The 25,937-nt window shown below is 63.8% G+C and carries 22 protein-coding genes; 19 read left to right on the forward strand and 3 right to left on the reverse strand.

The annotated features are described in order from the left end of the window. Nucleotides 1–76: 76 nt before the first annotated feature. The 3 genes from tkt (at nt 77) to rpe (ending at nt 3,947) form a co-directional block, all read left to right on the forward strand. Entirely contained in the window at nt 77–2,059 is a 1,983-nt protein-coding gene (gene tkt / locus G365_RS0104135; RefSeq protein WP_019644239.1) for a transketolase, read from the forward strand. Between the two features lie 80 nt (nt 2,060–2,139). Then, nucleotides 2,140–3,204: a class II fructose-bisphosphate aldolase gene (gene fba / locus G365_RS0104140; RefSeq protein WP_019644240.1), complete on the forward strand. Its 1,065-nt coding sequence runs from the start codon at nt 2,140–2,142 to the stop codon at nt 3,202–3,204. A gap of 101 nt (nt 3,205–3,305) precedes the next feature. Then, complete coding sequence (gene rpe, locus G365_RS0104145; protein WP_019644241.1) at nt 3,306–3,947, forward strand: ribulose-phosphate 3-epimerase; 642 nt, start codon at nt 3,306–3,308, stop codon at nt 3,945–3,947. A 229-nt stretch (nt 3,948–4,176) separates the two neighbouring features. Here the strand turns inward: rpe and G365_RS0104150 are convergent, their stop codons facing one another. From G365_RS0104150 to G365_RS0104160, 3 genes are all read right to left on the reverse strand, one after another. Next, nucleotides 4,177–5,652 (reverse strand): methyl-accepting chemotaxis protein, encoded by a 1,476-nt coding sequence (locus G365_RS0104150; protein ID WP_019644242.1) that lies wholly within the window; start codon nt 5,650–5,652, stop codon nt 4,177–4,179. A 220-nt stretch (nt 5,653–5,872) separates the two neighbouring features. Continuing rightward, the gene (locus tag G365_RS0104155; protein WP_019644243.1) at nt 5,873–7,348 is read right to left on the reverse strand and encodes a methyl-accepting chemotaxis protein; all 1,476 of its coding nucleotides are present in this window, start codon (nt 7,346–7,348) and stop codon (nt 5,873–5,875) included. Between the two features lie 345 nt (nt 7,349–7,693). Beyond that, nucleotides 7,694–8,470, reverse strand: a complete 777-nt coding sequence (locus G365_RS0104160; RefSeq protein WP_019644244.1) for a DeoR/GlpR family DNA-binding transcription regulator — start codon at nt 8,468–8,470, stop codon at nt 7,694–7,696. Nucleotides 8,471–8,685: 215 nt separating this feature from the next. Between G365_RS0104160 and G365_RS0104165 the strand changes: the two genes are divergently transcribed. The 16 genes from G365_RS0104165 to G365_RS0104240 all read left to right on the forward strand — a co-directional run bounded on the left by G365_RS0104165 (nt 8,686) and on the right by G365_RS0104240 (nt 25,869). Further along, nucleotides 8,686–10,119: an NAD(P)/FAD-dependent oxidoreductase gene (locus G365_RS0104165; protein WP_245554691.1), complete on the forward strand. Its 1,434-nt coding sequence runs from the start codon at nt 8,686–8,688 to the stop codon at nt 10,117–10,119. Nucleotides 10,120–10,142: 23 nt separating this feature from the next. After that, on the forward strand, nt 10,143–11,354 hold the full coding sequence (locus G365_RS0104170) for an NAD(P)/FAD-dependent oxidoreductase (RefSeq protein WP_043741548.1): 1,212 nt from the start codon (nt 10,143–10,145) through the stop codon (nt 11,352–11,354). A gap of 74 nt (nt 11,355–11,428) precedes the next feature. Further along, nucleotides 11,429–12,835, forward strand: coding sequence for an FGGY family carbohydrate kinase (locus G365_RS0104175; protein WP_019644247.1), 1,407 nt, complete (start codon nt 11,429–11,431; stop codon nt 12,833–12,835). Nucleotides 12,836–12,924: 89 nt separating this feature from the next. Further along, entirely contained in the window at nt 12,925–13,284 is a 360-nt protein-coding gene (locus G365_RS0104180; protein ID WP_019644248.1) for a DUF1937 family protein, read from the forward strand. 29 nt (nt 13,285–13,313) lie between these two features. Beyond that, nucleotides 13,314–14,825, forward strand: a complete 1,512-nt coding sequence (locus G365_RS0104185) for an APC family permease (RefSeq protein WP_019644249.1) — start codon at nt 13,314–13,316, stop codon at nt 14,823–14,825. Between the two features lie 387 nt (nt 14,826–15,212). Then, complete coding sequence (locus G365_RS0104190; RefSeq protein ID WP_019644250.1) at nt 15,213–16,253, forward strand: PstS family phosphate ABC transporter substrate-binding protein; 1,041 nt, start codon at nt 15,213–15,215, stop codon at nt 16,251–16,253. Between the two features lie 210 nt (nt 16,254–16,463). Next, a complete protein-coding gene (pstC, locus tag G365_RS0104195; protein WP_026345081.1) occupies nt 16,464–17,861 on the forward strand; it encodes a phosphate ABC transporter permease subunit PstC in 1,398 nt (465 codons plus the stop codon). 20 nt (nt 17,862–17,881) lie between these two features. Beyond that, on the forward strand, nt 17,882–19,195 hold the full coding sequence (gene pstA, locus G365_RS0104200) for a phosphate ABC transporter permease PstA (protein WP_051089841.1): 1,314 nt from the start codon (nt 17,882–17,884) through the stop codon (nt 19,193–19,195). 25 nt (nt 19,196–19,220) lie between these two features. Continuing rightward, nucleotides 19,221–20,012, forward strand: coding sequence for a phosphate ABC transporter ATP-binding protein PstB (pstB, locus tag G365_RS0104205; protein WP_155976114.1), 792 nt, complete (start codon nt 19,221–19,223; stop codon nt 20,010–20,012). A gap of 80 nt (nt 20,013–20,092) precedes the next feature. Then, nucleotides 20,093–20,824 (forward strand): phosphate signaling complex protein PhoU, encoded by a 732-nt coding sequence (gene phoU, locus G365_RS0104210; RefSeq protein WP_019644254.1) that lies wholly within the window; start codon nt 20,093–20,095, stop codon nt 20,822–20,824. Nucleotides 20,825–20,859: 35 nt separating this feature from the next. Beyond that, entirely contained in the window at nt 20,860–21,570 is a 711-nt protein-coding gene (gene phoB, locus G365_RS0104215) for a phosphate regulon transcriptional regulator PhoB (protein WP_019644255.1), read from the forward strand. A 127-nt stretch (nt 21,571–21,697) separates the two neighbouring features. Beyond that, nucleotides 21,698–22,075, forward strand: coding sequence for a MarR family winged helix-turn-helix transcriptional regulator (locus tag G365_RS0104220; protein WP_211217655.1), 378 nt, complete (start codon nt 21,698–21,700; stop codon nt 22,073–22,075). 83 nt (nt 22,076–22,158) lie between these two features. Then, a complete protein-coding gene (locus G365_RS0104225) occupies nt 22,159–23,469 on the forward strand; it encodes an MFS transporter (RefSeq protein WP_019644257.1) in 1,311 nt (436 codons plus the stop codon). A gap of 22 nt (nt 23,470–23,491) precedes the next feature. Beyond that, the gene (locus G365_RS0104230) at nt 23,492–24,682 is read left to right on the forward strand and encodes a thiolase family protein (RefSeq protein ID WP_019644258.1); all 1,191 of its coding nucleotides are present in this window, start codon (nt 23,492–23,494) and stop codon (nt 24,680–24,682) included. A 42-nt stretch (nt 24,683–24,724) separates the two neighbouring features. Further along, entirely contained in the window at nt 24,725–24,904 is a 180-nt protein-coding gene (locus G365_RS0104235; RefSeq protein ID WP_019644259.1) for a hypothetical protein, read from the forward strand. Between the two features lie 83 nt (nt 24,905–24,987). Beyond that, nucleotides 24,988–25,869 carry a DMT family transporter gene (locus G365_RS0104240; RefSeq protein ID WP_019644260.1) on the forward strand — a complete coding sequence of 294 codons (882 nt, stop codon included), beginning with the start codon at nt 24,988–24,990 and terminating at the stop codon, nt 25,867–25,869. The last annotated feature ends 68 nt before the right edge of the window (nt 25,870–25,937 follow it).

Below are 25,937 nucleotides of genomic sequence, written 5' to 3' on the forward strand. Positions count from 1 at the left end.
ACTCAGCGCAGATCCGCCAACCGACACGCCGCGTTTTTCCGCCCGCACCAGAGAGTCACTGAAGAGCCCCCGGACAATGACCATGCAGACCCTGAACGCCAAGATGGCCAACGCGATCCGTTTCCTGTCCGCCGATGCGGTACAGAAGGCCAAATCCGGCCATCCCGGCATGCCGCTCGGCATGGCTGATGTCGCCACCGTTCTGTTCACCCGCTTCCTGAAGTTTGACGCGTCGGCCCCGCGCTGGGCAGACCGCGACCGCTTCGTGCTGTCGGCGGGCCACGGCTCGATGCTGCTGTACAGCCTCGGCTATCTGCTGGGTTATTCCGACATCACGCTGGATGAAGTGAAGAACTTCCGTCAGCTCCATGCCAAGACCGCCGGTCACCCGGAATATGGCCATGTCTCGCTGGCTGAGACCACCACCGGCCCGCTGGGGCAGGGCATCACCAACGCCGTCGGCTTCGCGCTGGCGGAAAAGATGCTGGCCGCCCGCTATGGCACTGATGCGGTCGATCACTTCACCTATGTCATCGCCGGTGACGGCTGCCTGATGGAAGGCATCTCGCAGGAAGCGATTGCCATGGCCGGGCACTGGAAGCTGAACAAGCTGATCGTGCTGTGGGATGACAACTCGATCTGCATCGACGGTGATGTCGCCCTTGCCACCTCGGAAGATCAGCACGCCCGCTTCCGCGCCGCCGGCTGGAACACGCTGGCTGTTGACGGCCATGATCAGGATGCTGTCGCCGCTGCCATCGAAGCGGCGCAGAAGTCTGACAAGCCGACCATGATCGCCTGTAAGACCGTCATCGGCTTCGGGGCCCCGACTCTGGCCGGGACCGAGAAGACCCACGGCGCGCCGCTGGGCGATACCGAACTGGCCGGGATGCGCGACAAGCTCGGCTGGCCGCATGCCCCGTTCGAAATTCCGGAAGATGTGCTGTCGGCCTGGCGCGCTGCCGGGGCCCGGGGTGCCGCTGCCCGTGCGGTGTGGGAAGCCCGTGTCGCCGCCCTGCCGGCCGACGTCAAGGCAGCCTTTGATGCCGCCCTGTCCGGGGCCCTGCCGCAGGGCTGGGATGCGGGTCTGACCGCGCTGAAGGAAAAGGCGATCGCGGAAAAGACCAAGGTCGCCACCCGCAAGGCCAGCCAGATGGCGCTGGAAGTCATTGTTCCGGCCCTGCCGACCATCGTCGGCGGCTCTGCTGACCTGACCCATTCTAACCTGACCGTCACCAAGGACATGACCTCGGTTCTGCCCGACGCCATGGGCGGCAACTACATCCACTACGGCGTGCGCGAACACGGCATGGCCTCGGTGATGAACGGTCTGGCCCTGCACGGCGGCTTCATCCCTTATGGCGGCACCTTCCTGGTGTTCACCGACTATGCCCGCCCGGCGATCCGCATGGCGGCCCTGATGGGCATCCGCACCATCTATGTCATGACCCATGACTCGATCGGTCTGGGCGAAGACGGCCCGACCCACCAGCCGGTGGAGCATGTGGCCAGCCTGCGCGCCATGCCGAACCTGCTGGTGTTCCGCCCGGCGGATATCGTGGAAACCGCCGAGTGCTGGCAGATTTCGCTGGAAAACGCCACCGGCCCCAGCCTGCTGGCCCTGTCGCGCCAGAACCTGCCGTGCCTCCGCGATGATGCCTCGGTCAACCTGTCGGCCAAGGGTGCCTATGTGCTGTCCGAGACCGATGGCGCGCGCGACGTCACCCTGCTGGCGTCCGGTTCGGAAGTGGAAATCGCCCTGAAGGCCCGCGACCTGCTGGCCGCCAAGGGTGTCAAGGCCGCTGTGGTGTCGATGCCGTGCTGGGAACTGTTTGACGCCCAGCCGGTGGCTTACCGCAAGGCCGTGCTGGGCGATGCCCCGCGGGTGGCGGTGGAAGCCCTGTCCACCTTCGGCTGGGACCGTTACACCGGGCTGGACGGCGCGGTGATCGGCATGACCGGCTTCGGCGCTTCGGCCCCGGCGGAAAAGCTGTACGAGCTGTTCGGCATCACTGCCGACGCCGTCGCCGCCAAGGCGGAAGAGCTGGTGAAGGCCTAACCCTTAAAACCGACCCCCGGGGCGGAGGCCATGCCGCCCCGGGGTCTATAAACACGCAGACCGCTTTAGGAGAGACTGCAATGCCCGTCATTACCCTGCGCCAGCTGCTGGACCATGCCGCCGAACACACCTACGGCATGCCGGCGTTCAACGTGAACAACATGGAACAGGTGCTGGCGATCATGAACGCCGCGCGCAAGACCAACGCGCCGGTGATTCTTCAGGCCAGCCGTGGCGCCCGCAAGTATGCCGGCGACATCATGATCAAGCACATGATCCTGGCGGTCACCGAAATGTACCCGGAGATCCCGGTCTGCATGCATCAGGACCACGGCAACAGCGGCGCCACCTGCATGTCGGCGGTGATGAGCGGCTTCACCTCCGTCATGATGGACGGTTCGCTGGAAGAAGACGCCAAGACCCCGGCCTCCTACGACTACAACGTCAACGTCACCGCTGACGTCACCCGCATGTCGCACATGGTCGGCGTGTCGGTGGAAGGCGAGCTGGGCTGCCTCGGCTCTCTGGAAACCGGGCAGGGCGACAAGGAAGACGGCCACGGCTTCGAAGGCACTCTGGATCATTCCCAGCTGCTGACCGACCCGGATCAGGCGGCTGACTTCATTGCCCGCACCAAGGTTGATGCGCTGGCCGTCGCCATCGGCACCAGCCACGGTGCCTATAAGTTCACCCGCAAGCCGACCGGCGACATCCTTGCGATGAACGTGGTGAAGGCGATCAACGCCAAGTGCCCGAACACCCATCTGGTGATGCACGGCTCTTCCTCGGTGCCGCAGGATCTGCAGGACATCATCAACCAGTACGGTGGTGAAATGCCGCAGACTTTCGGCGTGCCGCTGGAAGAAATCGAAGAAGGCATCAAGTTCGGCGTCCGTAAGATCAACATCGACACCGACAACCGCATGGCGATCACCGGCGCGATCCGTAAGGTGTTTGCCGAGAAGAAGTCGGAATTCGATCCGCGCGGCTACCTGAAGCCGGCGATGGATGCCATGGAAAAGCTGTGCGTTGACCGCTTCGAGCGCTTTAACGCCGCCGGTCAGGCTTCCAAGATTAAGGCGATCCCGCTGGCTGACATGGCCAAGCGCTATGCTGACGGTTCGCTGGATCCGAAGTTCGCCTGAGGCTCCGGTCACACGGGAAAGGGCTGCCCCCTGCGGGGCGGCCCTTTCGCCGTTTCAAGCCTGTCCCCATATCCTGTATTCCCCTGACGCCGGATACTGTTATGACCGTCAAAATCTCCCCCAGCATTCTGTCTGCCGATTTCGCCCGTCTGGGTGAGGAAGTGCGCGCCATTGATGCCGCCGGGGCCGACTACATCCACATCGACGTGATGGACGGCCACTATGTGCCCAACATCACCATCGGCCCGGCGGTGGTGCAGGCCCTGCGCCCGCACACCACCAAGGTGTTTGATGTGCATCTGATGATTGACCCGGTTGATCCGTATGTTGAGGCCTTTGCCAAGGCGGGATCGGATATCATCACCGTGCATGCCGAAGCCGGGAAGCACATGCACCGCACCCTTCAGCTGATCCGCTCCTTCGGGAAGAAGGCTGGGGTCTCGCTGAATCCGGCAACCCCGGAATCGGTGGTGGAATATGTGCTGGATTCGGTTGATCTGGTGCTTGTGATGTCGGTCAACCCCGGCTTCGGCGGTCAGTCCTTCATCCACTCGCAGGTCGAAAAGATCCGCCGCCTGAAGCAGATGATCGGCGACCGCCCGATTGAGCTGGAAGTCGATGGCGGGGTAACCCCGGAGACGGCACCGCTCTGTATCGCAGCCGGGGCCAATGTGCTGGTGGCGGGCAGCGCCGTCTTCAAAAACGGGACCTATGCCGCTAACATTGCGGCTCTGCGCGGTTAATCCGCGCTGATCTGATACTGCTTCCGGGCCGGGGTTGTGCGTCTCCCGGGTCCGGCGGACCACCCTGACGGCCTGATCCTGCCGGGATTGGGACAGGGATGGGAAACGGCCCCGTACTTTGGCCAGTACGGGGCCATTTTCATGGCCCCGTACATGGTTGTTAAAGAGAGAGCGGCCCCTTCGGGCCGCCAGTCCGGGCCATTCTCACAGGGCCATTTTCATGGCCCCGTTATGCCAGCGCCTGACTCTGCGATTTTATCCGCAGTGATGCGGCATGAATCTCCTGCAGGCCGGTCGCCACTTCAGCGATCCCGCCGGAAATGCCGCTGACCGTGTACGAGGCTGACCGCATGGACCGTGTCATCGCCTCCGTCCGCACGCCCTGTGCGGTCATGGCGTCCGCCAGTGCAGAAGACAGGTGGCTGATCCGGCTGATGGTTTCGGTCATGGCGCCGATGGCGTTGGCAACATCGCGGGTATCCTGTCGCACGCGGTTGATCTGGCTGGCGATTTCTTCCGTGGCGTGGCGGGTCTGGCCTGACAGTGATTTCACTTCATTGGCGACGACGGAGAATCCTTTTCCGGCCTCTCCGGCCCGGGCCGCTTCAATCGTTGCGTTCAGGGCCAGCAGATTGGTCTGGCTGGCGATGGCGGTGATCAGCTCCAGAATGGCGCCGATCCGGTTGGTCGCTTCCAGCAGGGTATTGACCACCGCATCGGTCTGGCTGGCCCGTTCAACCGCTTCGCTGGCGGCGTGGCTGGTTTCGGCCATCTGTCGGGTGATGTCCTGCAACATTGCGGCCATCTGCTCTGATCCCCCGGCCAGTGTTTCAACTGTTCCCGAGGAATGGGCGGCGGATTCCGCAACGGTGGCCGATTGGCCGTTGGCGCGGCCAATGATGGTGATGACGGTCGCCAGTTCGCGGTCGATCTGCTGCTGAATGGATGAGCGGCGCTGCCGTTCGTGCACAATAGCGGTAATGTCAGTGGCCACCTTCACCACCTTTATCACGGCTCCGTCCGGGCTGAACACCGGGTTATAGGATCCGAGGATCCAGACCTCTTCCCCCGTTTTGCTGATCCGGCGGAATTCAGCGGTGATATGCTGCCCCTGCCGCAAAGTGTCCCAGAACTGACGGTACGCAGGCGATCCCTGCTCTTCCGGTGGCACAAACATCCTGTGATGCCGCCCGATGACGTCAGCCGCCTGATAGCCGAAGGTGTTCAGGAAGTTGTCGTTGGCGTCGAGGATCGTTCCGTCCGGCGCAAACTGGATGACCGCCTGTGACCGGCTGATGGCCTGCACCACTGCATCCGTGTCGCTGGCCTTTTGGTGGTTTGCCGTTTCATCCGTCGCCGTTTTTACGATGCGGATCACAGTGCCGGAGCGGTCTGTGACCGGTGCGTAGGTGCCACGGATCCACAGAATTTGTCCGCTTTTGCTGATCCGCCGGAACATGGCATGAACAGGGTTTCCCTGCCGCAGTTGCGCCCACAGCGCAGCGTTTTCCGGGCTGTTCCGCAGATCGGGGGGCACCAGAAGGCTGTGCGGCTGGCCTTGCAGGTCAGTCAGCGTGTAACCGGTCATGGCCAGAAAGTTCCGGTTGGCGTCGATGATGATGCCCTCCGGGGTGAAGGAAATGATGGCGTGAGCCTGATGCAGAGCATCCAGCGTCAGCCTGTCCTGTTTTCTGTATCCAAACATATGTCAGCCTCCCCTGTCTGGCCTATGGGTGGGGGGGGGGTCTGAACCGCAGGCGTGGAGGGTATGGCACCGTCCGCAGTTCCCGTTCAGTGTGCGCGGGTGCGGGGCGGGGCGTGATCATGAAAAGGTATAGAGTCTCCGGGAATCCGTATTCATAATCATATGTAGTTAAATAAATTTGCAGGGGGCTTCCGGCGGCGTTCTGCCCCGTTGTGGCGGGTCAGACCAGCGAGGCGCTCTGGCGTTTCACCCGCTCTGAGGCGTCAAGGATATGCTGCAGGCCTCCGGCGATTTCGGCGATGCTGTCGGTGATGGTGCCGACCCCGCTGCTGGTGGACTGCATATTTGCCGACAGATCGCGGGTGACAGCGGTCTGTTCCTCCACCGCCGAGGCGATGGCGCTGGAAATGGCGTTGATCCGGCTGATCGTGCCGCCGATGGCCTGAATGGCGCTGACCGCCTCCCGGGTGTTTTCCTGCACGCTTTTGATCTGTCGGGCAATTTCCTCGGTGGCCTTACCGGTTTGCGTCGCCAGACTTTTGACTTCGTTGGCGACCACGGCAAACCCTTTTCCGGCCTCACCGGCGCGGGCGGCTTCGATGGTGGCATTCAGGGCCAGCAGGTTGGTCTGGCTGGAAATGGTGTTGATCAGGCCGATGACGGTGCTGATGTGGTCGGCGGCCTCGGTCAGTTCCGAGACCACCCGGTTGGTGCGTGTGGCCTGCTCGACCGCATCATTTGACACCTCAAGCGCCCGGGCGACCTGCAGGCTGATTTCGGTGACCGATGCCGACAGTTCCTCGGCGCCCGACGCCATGGTCTGCACGGTTTCGGCGGACTGGGTCGCGGCGTTGGTCACGGTGCCCGCCTGCTGGGTGGCGGCGGTGATGGCGCTGACCACCTGCGTCAGTTCGCTGTCGATCTGGCGCTGGGTTTCAGCCCGGGCCTGACGGCGCCGGATCTGCTGGGTGATGTCGGTGGCGAATTTCACCACTTTCACCAGCGTGCCGTTGACATCGAAAATCGGATTGTAGCTGGCCAGAATCCAGACGTCCTCACCGCTTTTGCTGCGGCGGCGGAACTCACCGACCTGATATTCACCCCGGCGCAGGCCGTCCCAGAATGCGCGATAGGTGTCTGTATCCCGTTCGGCGGGGTCAACGAACAGGCTGTGATGCTGCCCGCTGATCTCGGCCAGACTGTAGCCGAGGGCCGACAGAAAGTTGTCATTGGCCCATAGCACGGTGCCGTCGATCTTCAGGTGAATGACCGCCTGCGACCGGTTGATGGCGGCGATCTGTCCTGCCAGATCAAGGGCCTGACGCTTATCTTCGGTTATGTCAGTGGCGATCTTTATCACTTTATACGGGTGGCCGGAGGCGTCAGAAATCGGCATGTAGGTGCCACGGATCCACACCGGGTTGCCGGACCGGGTCACACGGCGGAACGCCGCCGAAAAAGATTCCCCGGCCCGCAGGCGTTCCCAGAACGTCTTATACTCCGGGCTGTCTTTCTCATCAGATGAGACAAACAGGCTGTGGTGCTGCCCGAGAATATCTTTCAGATCATACTGCATCAGTGAAAGAAAAATCTGGTTGGCATGCAGAATGCGGCCATTCATATCAAACTCAATCACCGCCTGAGAGCGGTTGATTGCGTCGATGATTTTCCGGTTTTCTTTCAGGGCCTGAAACATATTTCTGTACTTCCAACACTGTCTGCCGGGCTGGGGTATAACATGACTGGTATGGCAGGAGATGGCCAGTCAAGAGGGGGGAGCCATGCAGAACAGGGGATACCTGATTTTGCCGACAGTCTTCTTACGCAGGGGGCCGACTTCTTAGATCAGTCTGTGCAGACCCTTGCGCCAGTTTTATGCCGGATCAGCCCCTGATCGATGGCTGGAGCGGGAGGACAGCAGCACGGCTGCATTCTTTTTTCCACTAAAATTTTATGGGTACAGACTGCCCGGCCCGGCAATCTCCTTTGCAGGCGCAGCCTCTCCCTGTCCGCAATGTGGGGTAAAAGATAAATCTGAAGCCTATGGGGCGGGAATCAGCAGATCGACGCCTTCAGCGGTCAGGGCGGCAGTGATCTCTTCCGGCGGCGTGGCATCGGTGACCAGCCGGTCAACGCGGTGCCATGGTGCTACCTCGAAAATGCCCCGCCGCCCGAATTTGGAAGAGTCGGCGAGGATGGTGGTCAGCTCCACCCGGTCCATCATCGCCTGCGCAATCTGTGTTTCCTGAACGTCAAAATCCATCACCCCTGACGGATCCACTGCCCCAACGGTCAGAAAGGCATGGCGGGCCCGGAAGCGGCCGATCTGTTCCACCGCCAGATGCCCGAGGGATTCACCGGCATCGGCACCATAGGCCCCGCCGATCAGAAAGACTTTATGGTCGGGATTGGCGGAAACAGTGGCCGCCACCCGGCAGGAATTCGTGATGATCACCAGAGATGGCAGGCCGATCAGGGCTTCGGCCAATGCCAGCGTGGTGGTGCCGGTGTCAATAAACAGGGCATCGCCGGGGGAAAGCAGGCTGGCGGCAGCATAGGCGATCCGCCGTTTGGCAGCGGTATTCTCGGCCATGCGGGCGGCGAAGGGGCCTTCTGTCGGCGGTTCGGTGGCGGCGACGGAGCGGGCGCGGGCCCCACCGTGAAATTTCCGCACTTTTCCCATCTCATCCAGTGCCGTCAGGTCACGGCGGATGGTCTCCCGCGAGACTCCAAGGCGGTCGGCCAGATCGTCAACGCTGATTTCTCCGGTCTTCAGGACAAGGCGGACAATCTCATCGTGGCGGTCAGCTGGGCGCATTGCGGTTTCCGTATGGGCAGGCGGGGCGGCGGGCAGAATGGCACGGTGGGGCGGCTTACTGCAACCTTTGCAGGAACCGGGGTCTGTTTTTGACTGTTCGGTCAATTTGTGGCGGTGTGGTGACCGAAATAAGGCTAAAAAACAGGAATCATCTTTACATACGGTCATTGCAAGAATACCGTTCGGTCATTGAGTGACCGTACAGGAGAAATTAGGTGAGCTCTCCGGCAGATATGACAAGCCCGGCCCCGGCGTCATTACCGCCCGGCCCTGTCTTTGACGTTGCTGTCATCGGGGGTGGGGTTGTCGGCTGTGCCGTTGCCCGGCGCTTTGCGCTGGCGGGGGCGCAGGTCGTCCTGCTGGAAAAGGGCGCGGATATCCTGTCGGGGGCGTCAAAGGCCAACAGTGCAATCCTACACACCGGGTTTGATGCCCCGCCCGGCAGTCTGGAGCTGGATCTGGTTAAGGCCGGGCGCGAGGAATACCTGTCGATCCGCGACAGCCTGAATCTCCCGCTGGTACACACCACGGCGCTGGTCTGCGCCTGGACGGACGCCGAAGCGGCGGCGTTGGAGGGCATTGCCGCGCAGGGGCAACAGAACGGGATCGGCGGTCTGGCGTTGCTGACGGCGGCGCAGGCCCGGGGCCGGGTGCCGGGGCTGGCCGGGCATCTGGCCGCCGCGCTGGCGGTGGAGGGGGAGCATGTGATCGACCCCTGGTCTGCCCCGCTGGCCTATCTGACGCAGGCAGTGGCTTTGGGGGCGCAGGTGCTGACCCGGTGCGAGTTGCTGTCCGGGCAGTTTGCCGGGGACTGGGCCCTGCTGACCAGCCGGGGGCAGATCCGTGCCCGCACGGTCATCAATTGTGCCGGTCTGTTCGGGGATGTGGTGGATCAGCGGCTCGGCTGTGTGCCGGACTTTGAGATCAGACCCCGGAAAGGGCAGTTCGTGGTGCTGGATAAGGCGGCGGCCCGCCATGTTCCCGCCATTCTGCTGCCGGTTCCCAACGAGATCACCAAGGGGATTGTGGTCTGTCCGACCGCCTTCGGCAATGTGCTGGTCGGCCCGACGGCAGAAGAGCAGGATGACCGGCTGCGGGCCACGGTCGAAACTGAAACCCTGCGGGCTCTGCTGGATCATGCGGCCCGGATCGTGCCGGATCTGAAAGGGATCCCGGTGACGGCGGTTTATGCCGGTCTGCGTCCGGCCAGTGATAAAAAGCCGTACCGTGTTTACAGCCGCCCGCAGCACCGCCTGATCACGCTGGGGGGCATCCGTTCCACCGGTCTCAGCGCGGCCCTCGGGCTGGCCCGTCATGCTCTGGATCTGTATGCGGCGTTTGGGGATGTGCATGTGCCCCCGGCGTCGGTGCCTGCGGTCTCGGTGCCCAATCTGGCTGAAACCCGCGAGCGGGACTGGCAGCGGCCCGACCATGGCAGCATCGTTTGCCACTGCGAGCTGGTAACCCGGCGGGAGATCGTCGCCGCTCTGAACAGCCCGCTGCCGCCGGGGGACTTTGGCGGTCTGCGGCGGCGGACCCGGGCCGCGATGGGGCGTTGTCAGGGCTTCTACTGTACCGCCGCCCTGGCAGAGCTGACGGCGGGGCGCTTTGCCACCCCGCTGGCCGTCGGGCCGCAGGGAGAACGCTAATGGCCGGCAGCAGAAAGACAGAGATGACGGACAGGGATGTGCTGATCATCGGCGGGGGCCCGTCCGGGGTTGCCGCCGGGCTGGAGCTGCGCCGTCAGGGGGTGACCCGGGTGACCCTGCTGGACCGCGAGCCGACTCTGGGCGGGGCGACCCGGCATTGCCTGCACTCACCGTTCGGAATGCGGGAATTCGGGCGGGTTTACATCGGGGCGGCCTATGGGCGGCGGCTGGACCGTGAGGCGGCGGCCGCCGGGCTGGATGTGCGGACCGGTCATTCCGTGGTGTCGCTGGGTGAAGAGGGGGTGGTCACCGTCACCTCGGCGCGGGGAGTGGAAACCCTGTCCGCCCGCCGGGTGCTGGTCACCACCGGGGCGCGGGAGATGCCCCGCGCGGCGCGGCTGCTGCCGGGGGACCGCCCCGTCGGTATTCTCACCACCGGGGCGTTGCAGGCATTTGTGGCCTTCCATGGGCTGATGCCGTTTCGGCGGCCATTGATTGTCGGGTCGGAACTGGTGACGCAGTCAGCGGTTCTGACCTGCCTGACCCATGGTGCCCGGCCGGTGGCGGTGGTGGAAGCAGGCCCGCAGGCGCTGGTGCGGGCACCGCTGGGACTGTTCCCCGGCCTGATGGGGATCCCGTTCTGGCGGAACACGCACATCACCGACATCCGGGGGGGCAGCCGTGTTGAGGCCGTGACCCTGCTGCGGGACGGTCAGCCGGTGACCGTGGCCTGTGACGGTGTGCTGCTGACCGGCTCGTTTACGCCGGAATCCGCTCTGTTGCTGCCGACCGCGCAAGGGGTTGATCCCGGCACCGGCGGCCCGGCGGTTGATCAGTCCGGGCGGGGGCGGAACCCGCTGTATTTCGCCGCCGGAAATGTGCTGCGGGCAGTGGAAACCGGCGGCTGGGCCTTCCGGGAAGGCCGGGCGGTCGGCGCGGCACTGGCGGCTGATCTGCGTGCCGGTGATCCGGTGGCGGGGCCCGTGATTCCGGTGACCCACGATGACCCGGTCAAGCTGGTGATGCCGTCGCTGTTGCGGCGTGACAGCGGAATGGCGGCTTTCCGTGACTTTCAGGTGCGGTTCCGGCATCCGGCCTCCGGCGTGCTGTCGCTGGAGGTGGATGGGCGGGAAGTGTGGCGCCGTAGCGGCCACTGGATGCCGGAACGGCGGGTGCTGATCCCGATCCCCGGGGTAGCCCTGATGGCGGAGCGGGTACACGTGCGGTTCCGGTAAAGAGCTTTCCGACGGATCGGAAGGCACGTGATCGAAAAATGCTCTGAAGAGCGGCGTGGGGAGGAGAAGCGCAGATGCGTGTTGCGGCGATTGATCAGGGAACGACATCCACCCGCTGTCTGGTGGTGGAAGATGGCGGCCACTGGCATCTGGCGGCCAGCCGCCGCCATGCCCAGCATCACCCGGCCCCCGGCTGGGTGGAGCATGATCCCGATGAACTGCTGAAAAACATCCGGGCAGTGCTGGATGCGGCGGGCCGGGTCGATGCCATCGCCCTGTCCAATCAGGGGGAAAGCTGTCTGGCATGGGATGCCCGCACCGGGGAGCCCCTGTCGCCGGTGATCGTCTGGCAGGATGCCCGGACAGCCGATGCCCTTGCCGCCCTGGGGGCGGAGGCGGAGGCAACATCCCGCCGGATCTGCGGTCTGCCGCTGGATCCTTATTTTTCCGCCAGCAAGCTGGCGTGGCTGCTGGCCCAGTCTCCGGCTGTTGCAGCCGCCCGGCGGGATGGGCGGCTGCGGCTGGGCACCACGGATGCCTTTTTCCTCGACCGGCTGTGCGGATCCTTCCGGACCGACCGGGCGACGGCCTCCCGCACCGGGCTGATGGATCTGGCGACCGGGGACTGGAGTGACACGCTGTGCGCCCTGCATGGGGTGCCGCGCGACTGCCTGCCGGAGATAACCGCGGTGGATGCCGGGTTCGGGGATGTCAACGGGGTTCCGGTGCGGGTATCCGTGGTGGATCAGCAGGCTGCGCTGTATGGCCACAACTGCCGCCTGCCGGGGGACTGCAAGATCACGTTCGGCACCGGGGCTTTTCTGCTGGCGGTCGCCGGGACGGAACGCCCGGACGGTGGCGGACTGCTGCCGACGGTGGCCTGGGACCGCCGGGCTGACGGTACGGTTTTTGCGGTTGAAGGCGGGGTTTACGACGCCGGGTCGGCGCTGGAATGGGCCCGCACCATCGGGCTGTTTTCAGCGATGGAGGAACTGGGCGTGTTTGAAGGGCCGTCCGCCCTCAGCCGGGGGATTGTGTTTGTGCCCGCCCTGTCCGGGCTGGCCGCCCCCTATTGGGACCGTCACGCCGCCCCGCTGTTTATCGGGATGGACCACGCCACCGACCGCCGTGATCTGGTGCGGGCGGTGCTGGAAGGGATCGCCATGCTGACGGTCGGCCTGATCGGTGCCGCCGGGCAGGCGACGCCGCTGGGGCGGGGGATCTCGATTGATGGCGGCCTGTCACAGAGCCCGTATTTCGCCGCGTTTCTGGCGGCGGCCAGCGGCCGCACCATCACCGTACCGCCGATGCATGAGCTGACCGCCATCGGTCTGGCGGAACTGTGCGGGGTTGATGTCAGCGCCATCCGCGCCGGAGCGGCTGTCTTCCCCCCGGACGGAGCCCCCGACATTACGGTGACCGCCGCCGATCATGCCCGTTTTGCCGAAGCCGTGCAGCGGGCCCGGCAGTGGCGGGGCTGACCCGTACCCCTGTCTGCCACACACCCGTTTTCCCCTTTCCGGTCCCTGCCTTCCTGTCTGGGCGGGACGGACCCTGATGGAGAATTCCCGTGCGTAAAATCTTCCTCGCCTGCCCGTATGGCCATGCCGACCGCGTGGTGGTTGAGCACCGCTTTCAGGTCTCTAACGCCGTAGCCGCCCGCATTGCCCGCAAGGGCTGCGTGATTTTCAGTCAGGTGTCGATGTCGCACCCGATCAACCAGCATCTGGCCGGTCTGGATAAGGCTGCGGTCGGGGCGCTGTGGGCCCCGATTGATGCTGCTTTCATGGAGATGATGGACGAACTGGTGGTGGTTGACATCCCCGGCTGGCAGGAAAGCGCCGGGGTGGCCCGTGAGATTGAGTTTTTTAAGTCCAGAGGCCGCCGCGTCAGCCTCTGGAGCGAAATCGAAGCCGAATTCGCTGTCTGACGCGCCCAAAAAAACAGGGAGCTTAACCGATGGGACAAAACGCCAGCGCGGCCACCGGCAAAGCCGGGGCTACGGGGCATGAGCACGACCGCCTGAAGCGGGACGTGACGCCTTTTCAGTCTTTTGCGGTCGCTTTCGGCTTTGTGTCGATCGCCACCGGTATTTTCACCGCCTATGGTGCCATGCTGTCCACATCCGGCCCGATGGGGATCTGGACGTGGCCGGTGGTGGTGATCGGTCAGCTGATGGTGGCCTTCATTCTGGGGTCGCTGTCGGCGCGGATTCCGGTTACCGGATATGTGTATCAATGGATTTCCCGCATTACCAACCCGGTGTTCGGCTGGATTATGGGGTGGATCAGCTTCACATTTCTGGCGGTGGTGCTGTGCGCGGTGGATTACACCATTGCCTCGACGGTGCTGCCGGTGATGCTTGCCTACGAAAGCACCGCCAATCTGGCCTGGGGGATCACCGCCGGGGTCATTGCGGTACAGGCACTGATGATCGCCTTCTCCACCCGTTTCACCCAGCGTTTCAATGCGGTGGCGGTGACCATTCAGCTGATCGGGATGATCGGTCTGGTGGTGTTGCTGTTCGGGGCCGGGGCGCTGACAGACAGTCTGCAGTTCTCCAACCTGTTCAGCCGGGGGCCGGTGGCGGCGGAGGGGTATTTCTCCTTCGGGACGCTGACCGGGGCCGGGCCGTGGGTGATGGGGACCCTGCTGGGGGCATTCACCATCGTCGGCTTTGAGTCGGCGGCCAATCTGGCGGAAGAAACCCGGGAACCGGCCGTGGTGGTGCCCAAGGCGATGTGGCAGGCGGTGCTGAGTCTGGGGGTGATCGGCATGCTGTTCCTGATCGCCGTCACTGCTCTGCTGGGTGATCCGTCGGTGGTCAACACATCAGCGACACCAATTGCCGATGTCATCAACCGTGTGCTGGGGCCGGTGGTCGGCAACCTGCTGCTGGTGATGGTGGTGATCTCCATCTTCTCCTGTGGGCTGGTGATTCTGTTGTCCGGCACCCGTCTGGTGTGGGCAATGTCGCGGGATGAGCGGTTTCCCGGCTGGCAGATGTTCCACAAGATCAGCCACAGCCTGCACACCCCGGTTAATGCCACGGTGTTCGTCGCCCTGACCGGCCAGGTGATTCTCGCGCTGTTCTCGCAGGAAACCGATGCCCTGTTTGCCCTGTTCTCCGCCGCCACCCTGCTGCCCGCCATCATTTATGCGGTGACGGTGCTGATGTATGCGGTTAAGCGTCATGATCTGCCGCCCAGCCGGGGGTTTACCCTTGGTGCGTGGGAAGTGCCGGTGCTGGTGCTGGCCCTGATCTGGCTGGTGTTTGAGCTGTCGCTGTTCCGCGACGCGTCTTTCGCCAAGCCCTGGGCCTATGTGGCGGTGATGTTTGCGATCGGTGCCGTCTATCTGATCTATCTTCTGGTGTCACGCGGGGGGCCGCAGGCGCTGAAGATGCCGGATCTGATCGCTATTGATGCCATTCTTGACGCTGATAAAGGCGAGGATCTGGAAAACGGCTGACATCCCGGCCATCCGGCCTGAAAAAATATCAGTCCAGCTGAACAGCCTGACCGGCGCGGGACCCTCCGCGCCGGTTTTCTTTCAGCCCCGTCCAGACAGGTTGCGGACTCGTCTAGGCCGGCAAATGTGACGGTCCGCCGCTGAAAGATGACACTGTAACAATTCCGACACCGGAAAAAGGGGCGAAAATGAAGAAATTTATGGCCTAAGTCATTGAAAATAAACGATATAAGATTGTAATATTACCTTAACATTTGTGTCACAAAGACGACGCCGTTCATCACTAGAGTGCGCCCTGTCAGACGGATAGCCCACCGGCCCGCTGACACGGATTTTCCCCGAGCCCCCTTACCCAACATGGGCTCGCTGGACTAACTGGAGGCACTCGTGCTGAAGAAGACCCTTGCTCTGACCGCCCTGGCCACTGTCGCCATCGCCGGCACCGCCGAAGCCCGTGACCAGATCCGCGCTGTCGGGTCGTCCACCGTGTATCCGTTCTCCACCGTTGTGGCGGAAAACTTCGCCAAGACCTCCGGCGGCAAGGCCCCGGTGATCGAGTCCACCGGCACCGGCGGCGGGTTCAAGCTGTTCTGCGCCGGTGTCGGCCCGGAGCATCCGGATCTGTCCAACGCCTCCCGCCGGATTAAGAAGTCCGAGCTGGAAACCTGCGAAAAGAACGGCGTCAAGGACGTGGTCGAAGTGAAGGTCGGCTATGACGGTATCGTCGTCGCCAACTCCAAGGCCGCCAAGGTGATGTCGGTGACCCGTGAGCAGGTGTTCCGCGCGCTGGCCAAGGAAGTGCCGGTCAACGGTCAGTGGGTTGCCAACCCGTATAAGAAGTGGTCTGACATCGACGCTTCCCTGCCGGCGCAGGAAATCGAAGTCCTCGGCCCGCCGCCGACCTCCGGCACCCGCGATGCCTTCGTTGAGCTGGTGATGGATGCCGCCTGCGAAAAGCTGCCGGAAGCCAAGGCGATGAAGGATGCCGGTAAGGAAAAAGAGCTGAAGGGCAAGTGTCAGTCGGTCCGTGAAGACGGCGCTTACATCGAAGCCGGTGAGAACGACAACCTGATCGTTCAGAAGCTGGATGCCAACAAGAACTCCTTCGGCATCTTCGGCTACTCCTTCCTCGAAGAAAACGCCGACAAGATCCAGGGCTCCAAGGTTGATGGCAAGGACCCGACCTTCGAGAACATCTCTGCCGGTTCCTACGCCGTGTCCCGCCCGCTGTATGTCTATGTGAAGAAGGCCCACGTCGGCACCATTCCGGGCATCGACGGCTTCATGAAGGAATTCTCCTCTGAGAAGGCCTGGGGTGAAGACGGCTACCTGACCAACAAGGGTCTGATCCCGATGCCGAAGGAAGAACGCGCCAAGTTCGCCAAGGCTGTCGCGGAAATGACCGTCCTGTCGGCCGGCGATCTCTAATCAGGCTTGCGTCAATGCGGAAGGGAAGGCAGTTTCGGCTGCCTTCCCCTCTGCGTATCCGGGCCGGGTCCGGTCACCGCGTTCCGTTTTCCCCCCGACGGATCATGGTGCCCTGACAGCCCCGGTCAGAGCGTAAGGTGTTCCCTCCCTCTCTTTTGCCCATATACGGGTACCCGGATGCGGGGGCCCAGACACGGGGAAAACCGTTCCATGCAGGTTCTGATCCTATTTCTGGTTCTGGCGGTGCTGACCGTCATCGGCTTCCGGCTCGGCAGGAGCCGTTCTGTGAAGCTGGTTGGCGGCGATGTGGCCCGCCTGCACAGCCTTCCCGGCTATTATGGCTTTTACGTGGCCCTGTGGTGCGGCATTCCGGCCCTGCTGCTGGTGCTGGCGTGGGTGTCGCTGGAAGGGCCGGTGCTGACCCGGCTGATTCTCTCGGCGGTCTCGCCGGAGCTTCTGCTTGATCCCAACGGCGGGCCGATCAGTCAGGCCCATCTGAATCTGCTGGTCAATGACCTGCGCAACATTGCCTCGGGCACCGTTGCCTCCACCGCCAATCCGCTGGTTCAGGCCGCCGGTCTGCAACTGGCGTCTTACCGCGAGATCAGCTTCGGGGCGATGACCGTGGTGGCGCTGGCGCTGGCGCTGGGCGGGGCCGGTCTGGCGCTGCGGTGGGTCCATGCTGATTTCCGCGCCCGCAACAGCGTGGAAAAGGTGATCAAGACCTTCATGGTGCTGTGTTCGCTGATGGCGATCCTGACCACGGTCGGCATCATCCTGTCGCTGCTGTTTGAAAGCTACCGCTTCTTTGCCCGCGTCCCGATGACCGAATTCCTGTTCGGTCTGCAGTGGAGCCCGCAGATGGCGATGCGCGCCGATCAGGTCGGGTCTTCCGGTGCCTTCGGGGCGGTGCCGCTGTTTGCCGGTACGCTGCTGATCTCCCTCATCGCGATGATCGTGGCGGTGCCGGTCGGCCTGCTGGCGGCGATCTATATGGCGGAATATGCCCCGCGCAAGGTGCGTTCCATCGTCAAGCCGCTGCTGGAAATTCTGGCCGGTATCCCGACGGTGGTGTACGGCTTCTTCGCGGCCCTGACCGTCGCGCCGTTCTTCCGCGACAGCGGGCAGCTTTTCGGCCTCAACATCTCCTCGGAAAGTGCGCTGGCCGCCGGGGTGGTGATGGGCATTATGATCATCCCCTATGTCTCCTCCATCACCGATGACGTGGTGACCGCCGTGCCCAACGCCATGCGTGAGGGCTCTTACGGTCTGGGGGCCACCAAGTCAGAAACCATCCGGCGGGTGGTGTTTCCGGCGGCGCTGCCGGGGATCGTCGGCGGGGTGCTGCTGGCGGTGTCGCGCGCCATCGGGGAAACGATGATCGTGGTGATGGCCGCCGGTCTGTCGGCCAACCTGACCGCCAACCCCTTCGAGGCTGTCACCACGGTGACGGTGCAGGTGGTGACGCTGCTGGTCGGGGACCAGGAATTCGACAGCCCGAAGACGCTGGCCGCCTTCGCGCTGGGTCTGGTGCTGTTCGTGGTGACGCTGGCGCTGAACATCGTGGCCCTCCACGTTGTCCGCAAGTACCGGGAGCAGTACGAATAATGAGCACCGCGGAAAAGCAAATGGACACCAACACCGCCTCTGCCTCTGACATCCGTAAGCGCAAGATTGCCGATGTCGTCAACGCCGGTCTGAAGCGCCGTTATGCGGCGGAACGCCGGTTCCGGTTCTACGGCATCGCCGCCATCGCGCTCAGCCTGATCATGCTGGTGGTGCTGTTCGTCACCATTCTCGGCAACGGCCTGACCGCCTTTGTGCAGACCCGGGTCACCATGGATGTGGTGGTCTCTGCCGAGCGGATCGACCCGCAGGGCACCCGCAAGCGCGAAGACCTGATCACCGGGGATTATCAGGGGGCGGTGCGTGACGCCGTTCTGGCACTCTTCCCGGATGTCACCTCCCGCAAGGACCGCAAGGACCTGATGGAGCTGTTCTCCACCGGGGCCGGGTACGAGCTGCAGAAGCAGGTGATGGCCAACCCCGATCTGATCGGCAAGACCATCCGGATCGAAGTGCCGGTGGCCTCGGAATTCGATATGCTGGCCAAGGGCTATATCTCCCGCACGGTGCCGGAAGCTGAGCGCAAGATCAGCGATAAGCAGATCGCCTGGTATGATGCGCTGAAGTCCAAGGGCATGATTTCCACCGGCTTCAACACCACCCTGTTCTCGGCCGGGGATTCCCGCCAGCCGGAACTGGCCGGTCTGTGGGGCGCGGTTGTCGGCTCGTTCTACACGCTGGTGGTGACGCTGGCGCTGTCGTTCCCGATCGGTGTGGCGGCGGCCATTTACCTTGAGGAATTCGCCCCGAAGAACAAGTGGACTGACATTATCGAGGTGAACATCAACAACCTCGCCGCAGTGCCGTCCATCGTGTTCGGTCTGCTGGGTCTGGCGGTGTTCCTGCAGTTTTTCGGTCTGCCACGCTCGGCCCCGGTGGTCGGTGGTCTGGTGCTGATGCTGATGAACCTGCCGATCATCATCATCGCCAGCCGGGCGGCGCTGAAGTCGGTTCCCCCGTCTATCCGTGAAGCGGCACTGGGCCTTGGCGCGTCAAAGCTGCAGATGATTTTCCATCATGTACTGCCGCTGGCGATGCCGGGCATGCTGACCGGCACCATCATCGGCATGGCCCATGCGCTGGGCGAAACCGCGCCGCTGCTGATGATCGGCATGGTCGCCTTCGTGGTCGATATTCCGCACACCCCGCTGGATCCGTCCACGGTGCTGCCGGTGCAGATCTACCTGTGGGCTGACAGCCCGGAGCGGGCTTTTGTTGAACGCACCTCGGCGGCCATCATCGTGCTGCTGGGCTTCCTGATCCTCATGAACGCGGCTGCCGTGCTGCTGCGTAAAAAGTTTGAAAGGCGCTGGTAAGATGCCCGAAGCCATGGAAACCCAAATGACCGCCGGTACCCCGCTGCTGAGCGATACCAGCGCCGTCAAGGTCGCTGCGCGTGACGTCAACGTCTTCTACGGTGAAAAGCACGCGATCAAGGGTGTCAATCTGGACATCAAGCAGAACGAAGTGACCGCCTTTATCGGTCCGTCGGGGTGCGGCAAGTCCACCTTCCTGCGGTCAATCAACCGCATGAATGACACCATCGACATCTGCCGGGTCACCGGCTCCATCGCGCTGGACGGCGGCAACGTCTACGACCGTTCCATCGACGTGGTGCAGCTGCGGGCCCGGGTCGGGATGGTGTTTCAGAAGCCGAACCCCTTCCCGAAGTCGATCTATGAAAACGTCGCCTACGGCCCGCGCATTCACGGCCTGTGCCGTCATAAGGATGAGCTGGACGAAGTGGTGATGGGCAGTCTGGAACGTGCCGGTCTGCTGAACGAGGTGAAGGACCGCCTCGATCAGCCGGGCACCGGCCTCTCCGGCGGTCAGCAGCAGCGCCTGTGCATCGCCCGCGCCATCGCCGTCAACCCGGAAGTCATCCTGATGGATGAGCCGTGTTCGGCGCTGGACCCGATCGCCACCGCGAAGATCGAGGAACTGATCGACGAACTGCGTGAAAACTTCACCATCGTCATCGTCACCCATTCCATGCAGCAGGCGGCCCGCGTGTCGCAGCGCACGGCCTTCTTCCATCTGGGCACGCTGATCGAATGCAGTGACACCGAGCAGGTGTTCACCAACCCGATTCACAAGCTGACCCAGGGCTACATCACCGGCCGCTTCGGCTGATGCCCCCACCCCCGGCGCGCCCCACAGGCGGCGCGCCGGGCCCGGCAGACCCCGCAGCGCGGAACTTTAGGGGATACCCGATGACCACCCTTCAGGGGCGTGATCCCGCCCATACCGTCCGGTCTTATGAAGAAGAACTGAATCACCTGTCCAACGTGGTGATGCGCATGGGCGGTCAGGCCGAGGCGCAGCTGGCCTCGGCGGTGCAGGCGGTGCTGCGCCGTGATTCCGAGCTGGCGACCCGTGTGGTTGTCGCCGATGCCCGGATCGACGAGATGGAGCAGGAGGTTCACGCCTTCACCGTCCGCCTTCTGGCCCTGCGTCAGCCGATGGCCGATGACCTGCGGGCCATTGTCGGCGCGCTGAAGATTTCCGCCGATCTGGAACGGATCGGTGACTATGCCGCCAACGTTGCCAAGCGCGCTCTGGTGCTCAACCAGCTGCCGCCGGTTCCGGCGGTGTCCGGCCTGCCGTCGATGGCGCGGCTGGTGCAGGAAATCATCAATGACATTCTTGATGCCTACATCGAAAAGGATGTCGAAAAGGCCCTGCAGGTGTGGCGCCGGGATGAAGAGGTTGATGACCTGCACACCAGCCTGTTCCGCGAGGTCATCACCTATATGATGGAAGACCCGCGCAACATCACCGCCTGCACCCATCTGATGTTTATGGCGAAGAACATCGAGCGCATCGGTGATCACGCCACCAACATTGCCGAGACCATTCATTTCCTTGTCACCGGGAAGGCCCTGCCGCTGCGCCGCCCGAAGGGCAAGGCCGAGACAGACCTGACTCCCCCCGCTGCCGGTTAAGGGCACGGGCCGGTCTCTGAGAGGACGCACGCAGGATGAAGCCGCAGGTTATGATTGTCGAGGACGAAGCCGCCCTCGCCACCATGTTGCGATACAACCTGGAAAAAGAAGGCTACCGCGTTTCTGAAGCCGGGAACGGTGAAGAGGCGGTGACGCTGGCTGACGAGGTTAAGCCGGATCTGGTCCTGCTGGACTGGATGCTGCCGGTGATGTCGGGGATTGAGGTGTGTCGCCAGCTTCGGCGCAAGCCGGTCACCCGCGATGTGCCGATCATCATGATCACGGCGCGGGGCGAGGAATCGGACAAAATCCGGGGCCTGAACACCGGGGCCGATGATTACATCACCAAGCCGTTCTCGATGCCGGAGCTGATGGCGCGGGTGAAGGCGCTGCTGCGCCGGGCCCAGCCGGCCCAGAGCAAGGGCAACCTGACGTTTCAGGATATCCTGATGGATCTGACCGCCCACCGGGTCACCCGGGGCGGACGGTATATTCACCTCGGCCCGACCGAGTTCCGGCTGCTCCAGTTCCTGATGGAGCATCCGGGCTGCGTGTTTTCCCGCGAAGAGCTGCTGAACGCGGTGTGGGGGCCGGATATCTATGTCGAGCCGCGTACGGTCGATGTGCATATCCGCCGTCTGCGGAAGGCGCTGAACAATGACAGCGAAATGGATGTGATCCGTACGGTCCGCGCTGCGGGCTATGCGCTGGATTCCGACCCGGATATGCGGATGGCCACGGCCTGAGGCTGACACGGTTCTGTGATGAGAGAACGGGGCTTCCGGCGGCGGGAGCCCTGTTTTTTTGTGCCCGTTGCGGGGCGGACTGATTTGGTGTATATACCCGCTTATGATTGTTCTGCCCTGTCACTGTATGAACCTGCGCAACGCAGCCCGGAAGGTCAGCGCCCTGTATGATGCGGCGCTGGAGCCCTTGGGCATCACCATTGCGCAATTCTCCCTGCTGCGCCGGGTGGAGCGGCTGGGGCCGGTCAGCCTGACCGAACTGGGGCGGGTGACCGACCATGACCGCTCGACGATTGGCCGCAATGTCCGCCTGCTGGAAAAAATGGGCCTGCTGGCACAGGGCAAGGGCAAAGACCAGCGCGAAACCATGGTCACCCTGACCGCCGAAGGGCGCCGGGTTCTGGCCGAGGGCGCGCCGCTGTGGGATGCCTGTCAGGCCCGGATCGAGGACCGGCTGGGCCTGGAGCGGATTGCTGCCATTGCCGATATCCTGACCGCACTGTGACGGTGCTTGTTTTGCCTATTACGGGTATATGCCCGTATTTAGAGTGTCAAAAGAGGGTATATACCCGTACTTAGGAGGTTCCGATGCCTGAAACTGTCCCTTCGCCGTCTCCGGTTCCGTCTGCTTCTGGCATCGCCGGGCTTTTGGCCCGCCGGGGGCTGCATTACGGCTGGGTGGTGGTGGCGGTCACCTTCCTGACCATGCTGGTGACGGCGGGGGCGGTGGGCGCGCCCGGTGTGCTGCTGGGGCCGCTGGAAAAAGAATTCGGCTGGCAGACCGCCGATATTTCCGCCGGGCTGGCGCTGCGGCTGGTGCTGTTTGGGGTGATGGGGCCCTTTGCCGCTGCGTTCATGAATCATTTCGGCCTGCGGCGGGTGACGGTGGTGGCGCTGTCGCTGATTGCCGCCGGGGTCGCCGGGTCGTTTGTCATGACCAAAATCTGGCATCTGGTGCTGCTGTGGGGCGTGGTGGTCGGGCTGGGCACCGGGCTGACGGCCATGGTGCTGGGGGCAACGGTGGCATCGCGCTGGTTTGCACAGCGGCGGGGGCTGGTGATGGGCCTGCTGACGGCCAGCACCGCCACCGGGCAGCTGGTGTTTCTGCCGCTGCTGGCAGACCTGACGGAGCGGCTGGGCTGGCGCAGTGCGCTGGGGCTGATTCTGGCGGTGCTGCTGGTGGCGGCGGTGGCGGTGCTGCTGTTTCTGCGCGACCGTCCGGCGGATGTCGGGCTGCCCGCCTATGGCGCGACCGAGGTTACTCCGGCTCCGCCAGCGGTCAGCTTCGGCACCATGCTGCTGTCGCCGTTGCTGGCCCTGCGCGACGCATCACGGACCGGCATGTTCTGGCTGCTGTTCGGCACCTTCTTTGTCTGCGGGGCCAGCACCAACGGTCTGGTGCAGACCCACTTTGTCAGCCTGTGCGGTGATTTTGGCATCGTGCCGGTGGCTGCGGCGGGCATGCTGGCACTGATCGGGCTGTTTGATTTTGTTGGCACCATCGGCTCCGGCTGGCTGTCGGACCGCTACGACAGCCGCCTGCTGCTGGTGTGGTATTACGGCCTGCGGGGCCTGTCGCTGCTGTATCTGCCGTTCAGCGATTTCAGCCTGACCGCGCTGTCTGTGTTTGCGGTGTTTTATGGGCTCGACTGGGTGGCGACAGTGCCGCCGACCGTCAAGCTGACGGCAGAACGCTTCGGGGACCGGGCCAATCTGGTGTTTGGCTGGGTCTTTGCCGGGCATCAGGCCGGGGCCGCGTTTGCCGCCTGGGGGGCCGGATTCAGCCGGACGGCCTATCAGACCTATCTGCCTGCCTTTTTCTTCGCCGGGGTGCTGTGCGTTCTGGCTGCCGCCGTTCTTATTGCCGCCCGCCGCCGCGCGGTGGCGGTTTCGGCCTGATCCCGTGACCGGAGACATCATCATGACCGCGTCTGCTTCCGATATTCTTCTCTGCGCCCCCGTCCGGACCGCCATCGGCGGCTTTAATGGCAGCCTGAAAGGGGTGCCTGCCACTGCGCTGGGGGCGGCGGTGATCCGCGAAACCCTGCGCCGCAGCGGCCTTGATCCGGCGCGGGTCGGCAGCGTGGTGATGGGCAATGTGGTACAGGCCGGGAACCGGATGAACCCGGCCCGGCAGGCGGCGGTCGGGGGTGGCCTGCCGGTGTCGGTGCCGGCCTATACCGTCAACCGGGTCTGCGGGTCCGGGGCGCAGGCGATCCTGACCGCTGCCTATGAACTGCGGGCCGGGGATGCGGATTTTGCGGTTGCCGGAGGGATGGAAAACATGGACCGCGCCCCGTATCTGCTGGAAGGCGGGCGCTGGGGCCTGCGGATGGGACCGGCGCAGATGCTGGACAGTGTGTTGACCGACGGCCTGAATGATGCGTTTTCCGGTCAGCATTCCGGCTGGCATACCGAAGATCTGGTGGTGCTGTCCGGTCTGTCGCGGTCAGAGCAGGATGCCTTTGCCGCCCGGTCGCAGCAGCGGTTTTCCGCTGCCCGTGATGCCGGTCTGTTCGGGGATGAACTTGTCGGGGTTGAGGTGCCGACCCGCACGGGGACCGAGGTGTTCGCCCGTGATGAGGCCCCGCGCCCGGAAACGACCGAAGCCACGCTGTCCCGCCTGAAACCGGCTTTTCGCCCCGATGGGACGATTACGGCAGGCAACGCGCCGGGCCTGAACAGCGGGGCGGCGGCGATGGTTGTGGCCCGCCGGGATGCCGCCGAGGCTGCCGGTGTGGTGCCGCTGGGCCGTCTGGCCGGATATGGGGTGGCGGCGGTGGAGCCGGGGCTGTTCGGTCTCGGGCCGGTTCCGGCGGTGCGGCAGGCGGTGCAACGGGCAGGGTGGACCCTGTCAGATGTTGACCGTTTTGAGATCAACGAAGCCTTTGCGGCAGTGCCGCTGGCGGTGGCGCGTGAGCTGTCGCTGCCGCTGGACGTCATTAACCCCGAAGGCGGAGCGGTGGCGCATGGTCACCCCATTGGTGCCACCGGCGCGGTGCTGGTGACACGCCTGCTGCACGGCCTGCGCCGCACCGGCCAGCGGCGGGGCATCGTCACCCTGTGCATCGGCGGCGGGCAGGGCATTGCGCTGGCCCTTGAAACGGCCTGAGGCTACAGTGGCCGCCGCACTGCACGGAGTGGAGCGGCGGCCATGAGCGTCTGGGTGATTTTATTGAAGGTCGGGATTCTGATCGTGGCGGCGGAGCTGGCGATCAATACCCTGTCCCGCTACCGGGCGGGCGATTCGTCAGAACAGACCAACCACCGCCGGGGCTGGATGCTGGTCGGGGTCATGACCGTGGTGGCGCTGGGGCTGGCATGGTTTGTCTGAAGCCGCTTGCCGGATAAGCGTATCTTTTTCGGGGCGGGGGGATAAGATATCCGACTTTGGTCGATCCCCCTGCGGTGACTGTGATGCGTGACGCCTTTTATTATGCCTTCTGCGTTCTGGCGTGGGGGTCTACCTACTTCGCCGTGACGTTCCTGAAAGGGCCGGTACCGCCCAGCCTGTCGGTGATTTACCGGCTGGTGATTGTGGCGGTGGTGTTCGCGCTGCTGCATCCGTTGCTGCGCCGCCGCCTGACCGGCCTGTCGGCCCGGACGCACCTGTGGCTGGTGCTGTTCGGTCTGGGCAATTTCGGCCTGTCTTACGCGATGATGTATGCGGCGGTGACGATGATCCCGTCCGCCCATGCCATCACGCTGTTTGCGATTAAGGTGGTGATGACCCCGGTGTTGCTCGGTCTGTTCCTGCGGGAGCGGATTCCGCGGGCGATCTGGGTCGGCGGGGTGATTGGCATTGCCGGGGTGGTGCTGATGTTCTGGCCGCAGCTGGCGGGCGGTGATCTGCGCGGCGATGCGTGGATGGGCTTTCTGCTGACCCTTGGCGGGGCGGCGATCACGTCTTTCGGCGATGTGGCGTCCACCCGGCTGATCCGTGCCGGGGGCGACCCGATGACCCTGACATTCTGGGGCACGACCTATGGTGTGCTGTTCCTGATCGTGGTGGCGCTGGTGCAGGGGCAGGCGCTGGTGTGGGATCCGTCGCTGCACTTCGCGCTGGCGATGGGCTGGCTGGTGGTCGCCTGCTCGATTGTCGCATGGCTGATGTATATGCATCTGGTCAAGACCATCGGCCCGGCCCGCTGTTCCAACATGGTTACGCTGTTCCCGGTGGTCGGGGTGGCGCTGTCGCTGGCGTTTGAAGGGGTGGCCCCCACGGTGAACGTGCTGGGTGGGGCGGCACTGGTCACTGCCGGGGCCTTTCTGGCCAATCGGGGGAAGCTGGCGGCCTGACCGGGGCCGTGCCCGGATCAGCCAGCCTACAGCCAGCCAGCAGCCAGACAGCAAACAGCCCCGGCAGG

This window comes from Novispirillum itersonii subsp. itersonii ATCC 12639 (assembly GCF_000381985.1).
GTDB classification, from domain to species: Bacteria; Pseudomonadota; Alphaproteobacteria; order Rhodospirillales; family Rhodospirillaceae; genus Novispirillum; species Novispirillum itersonii.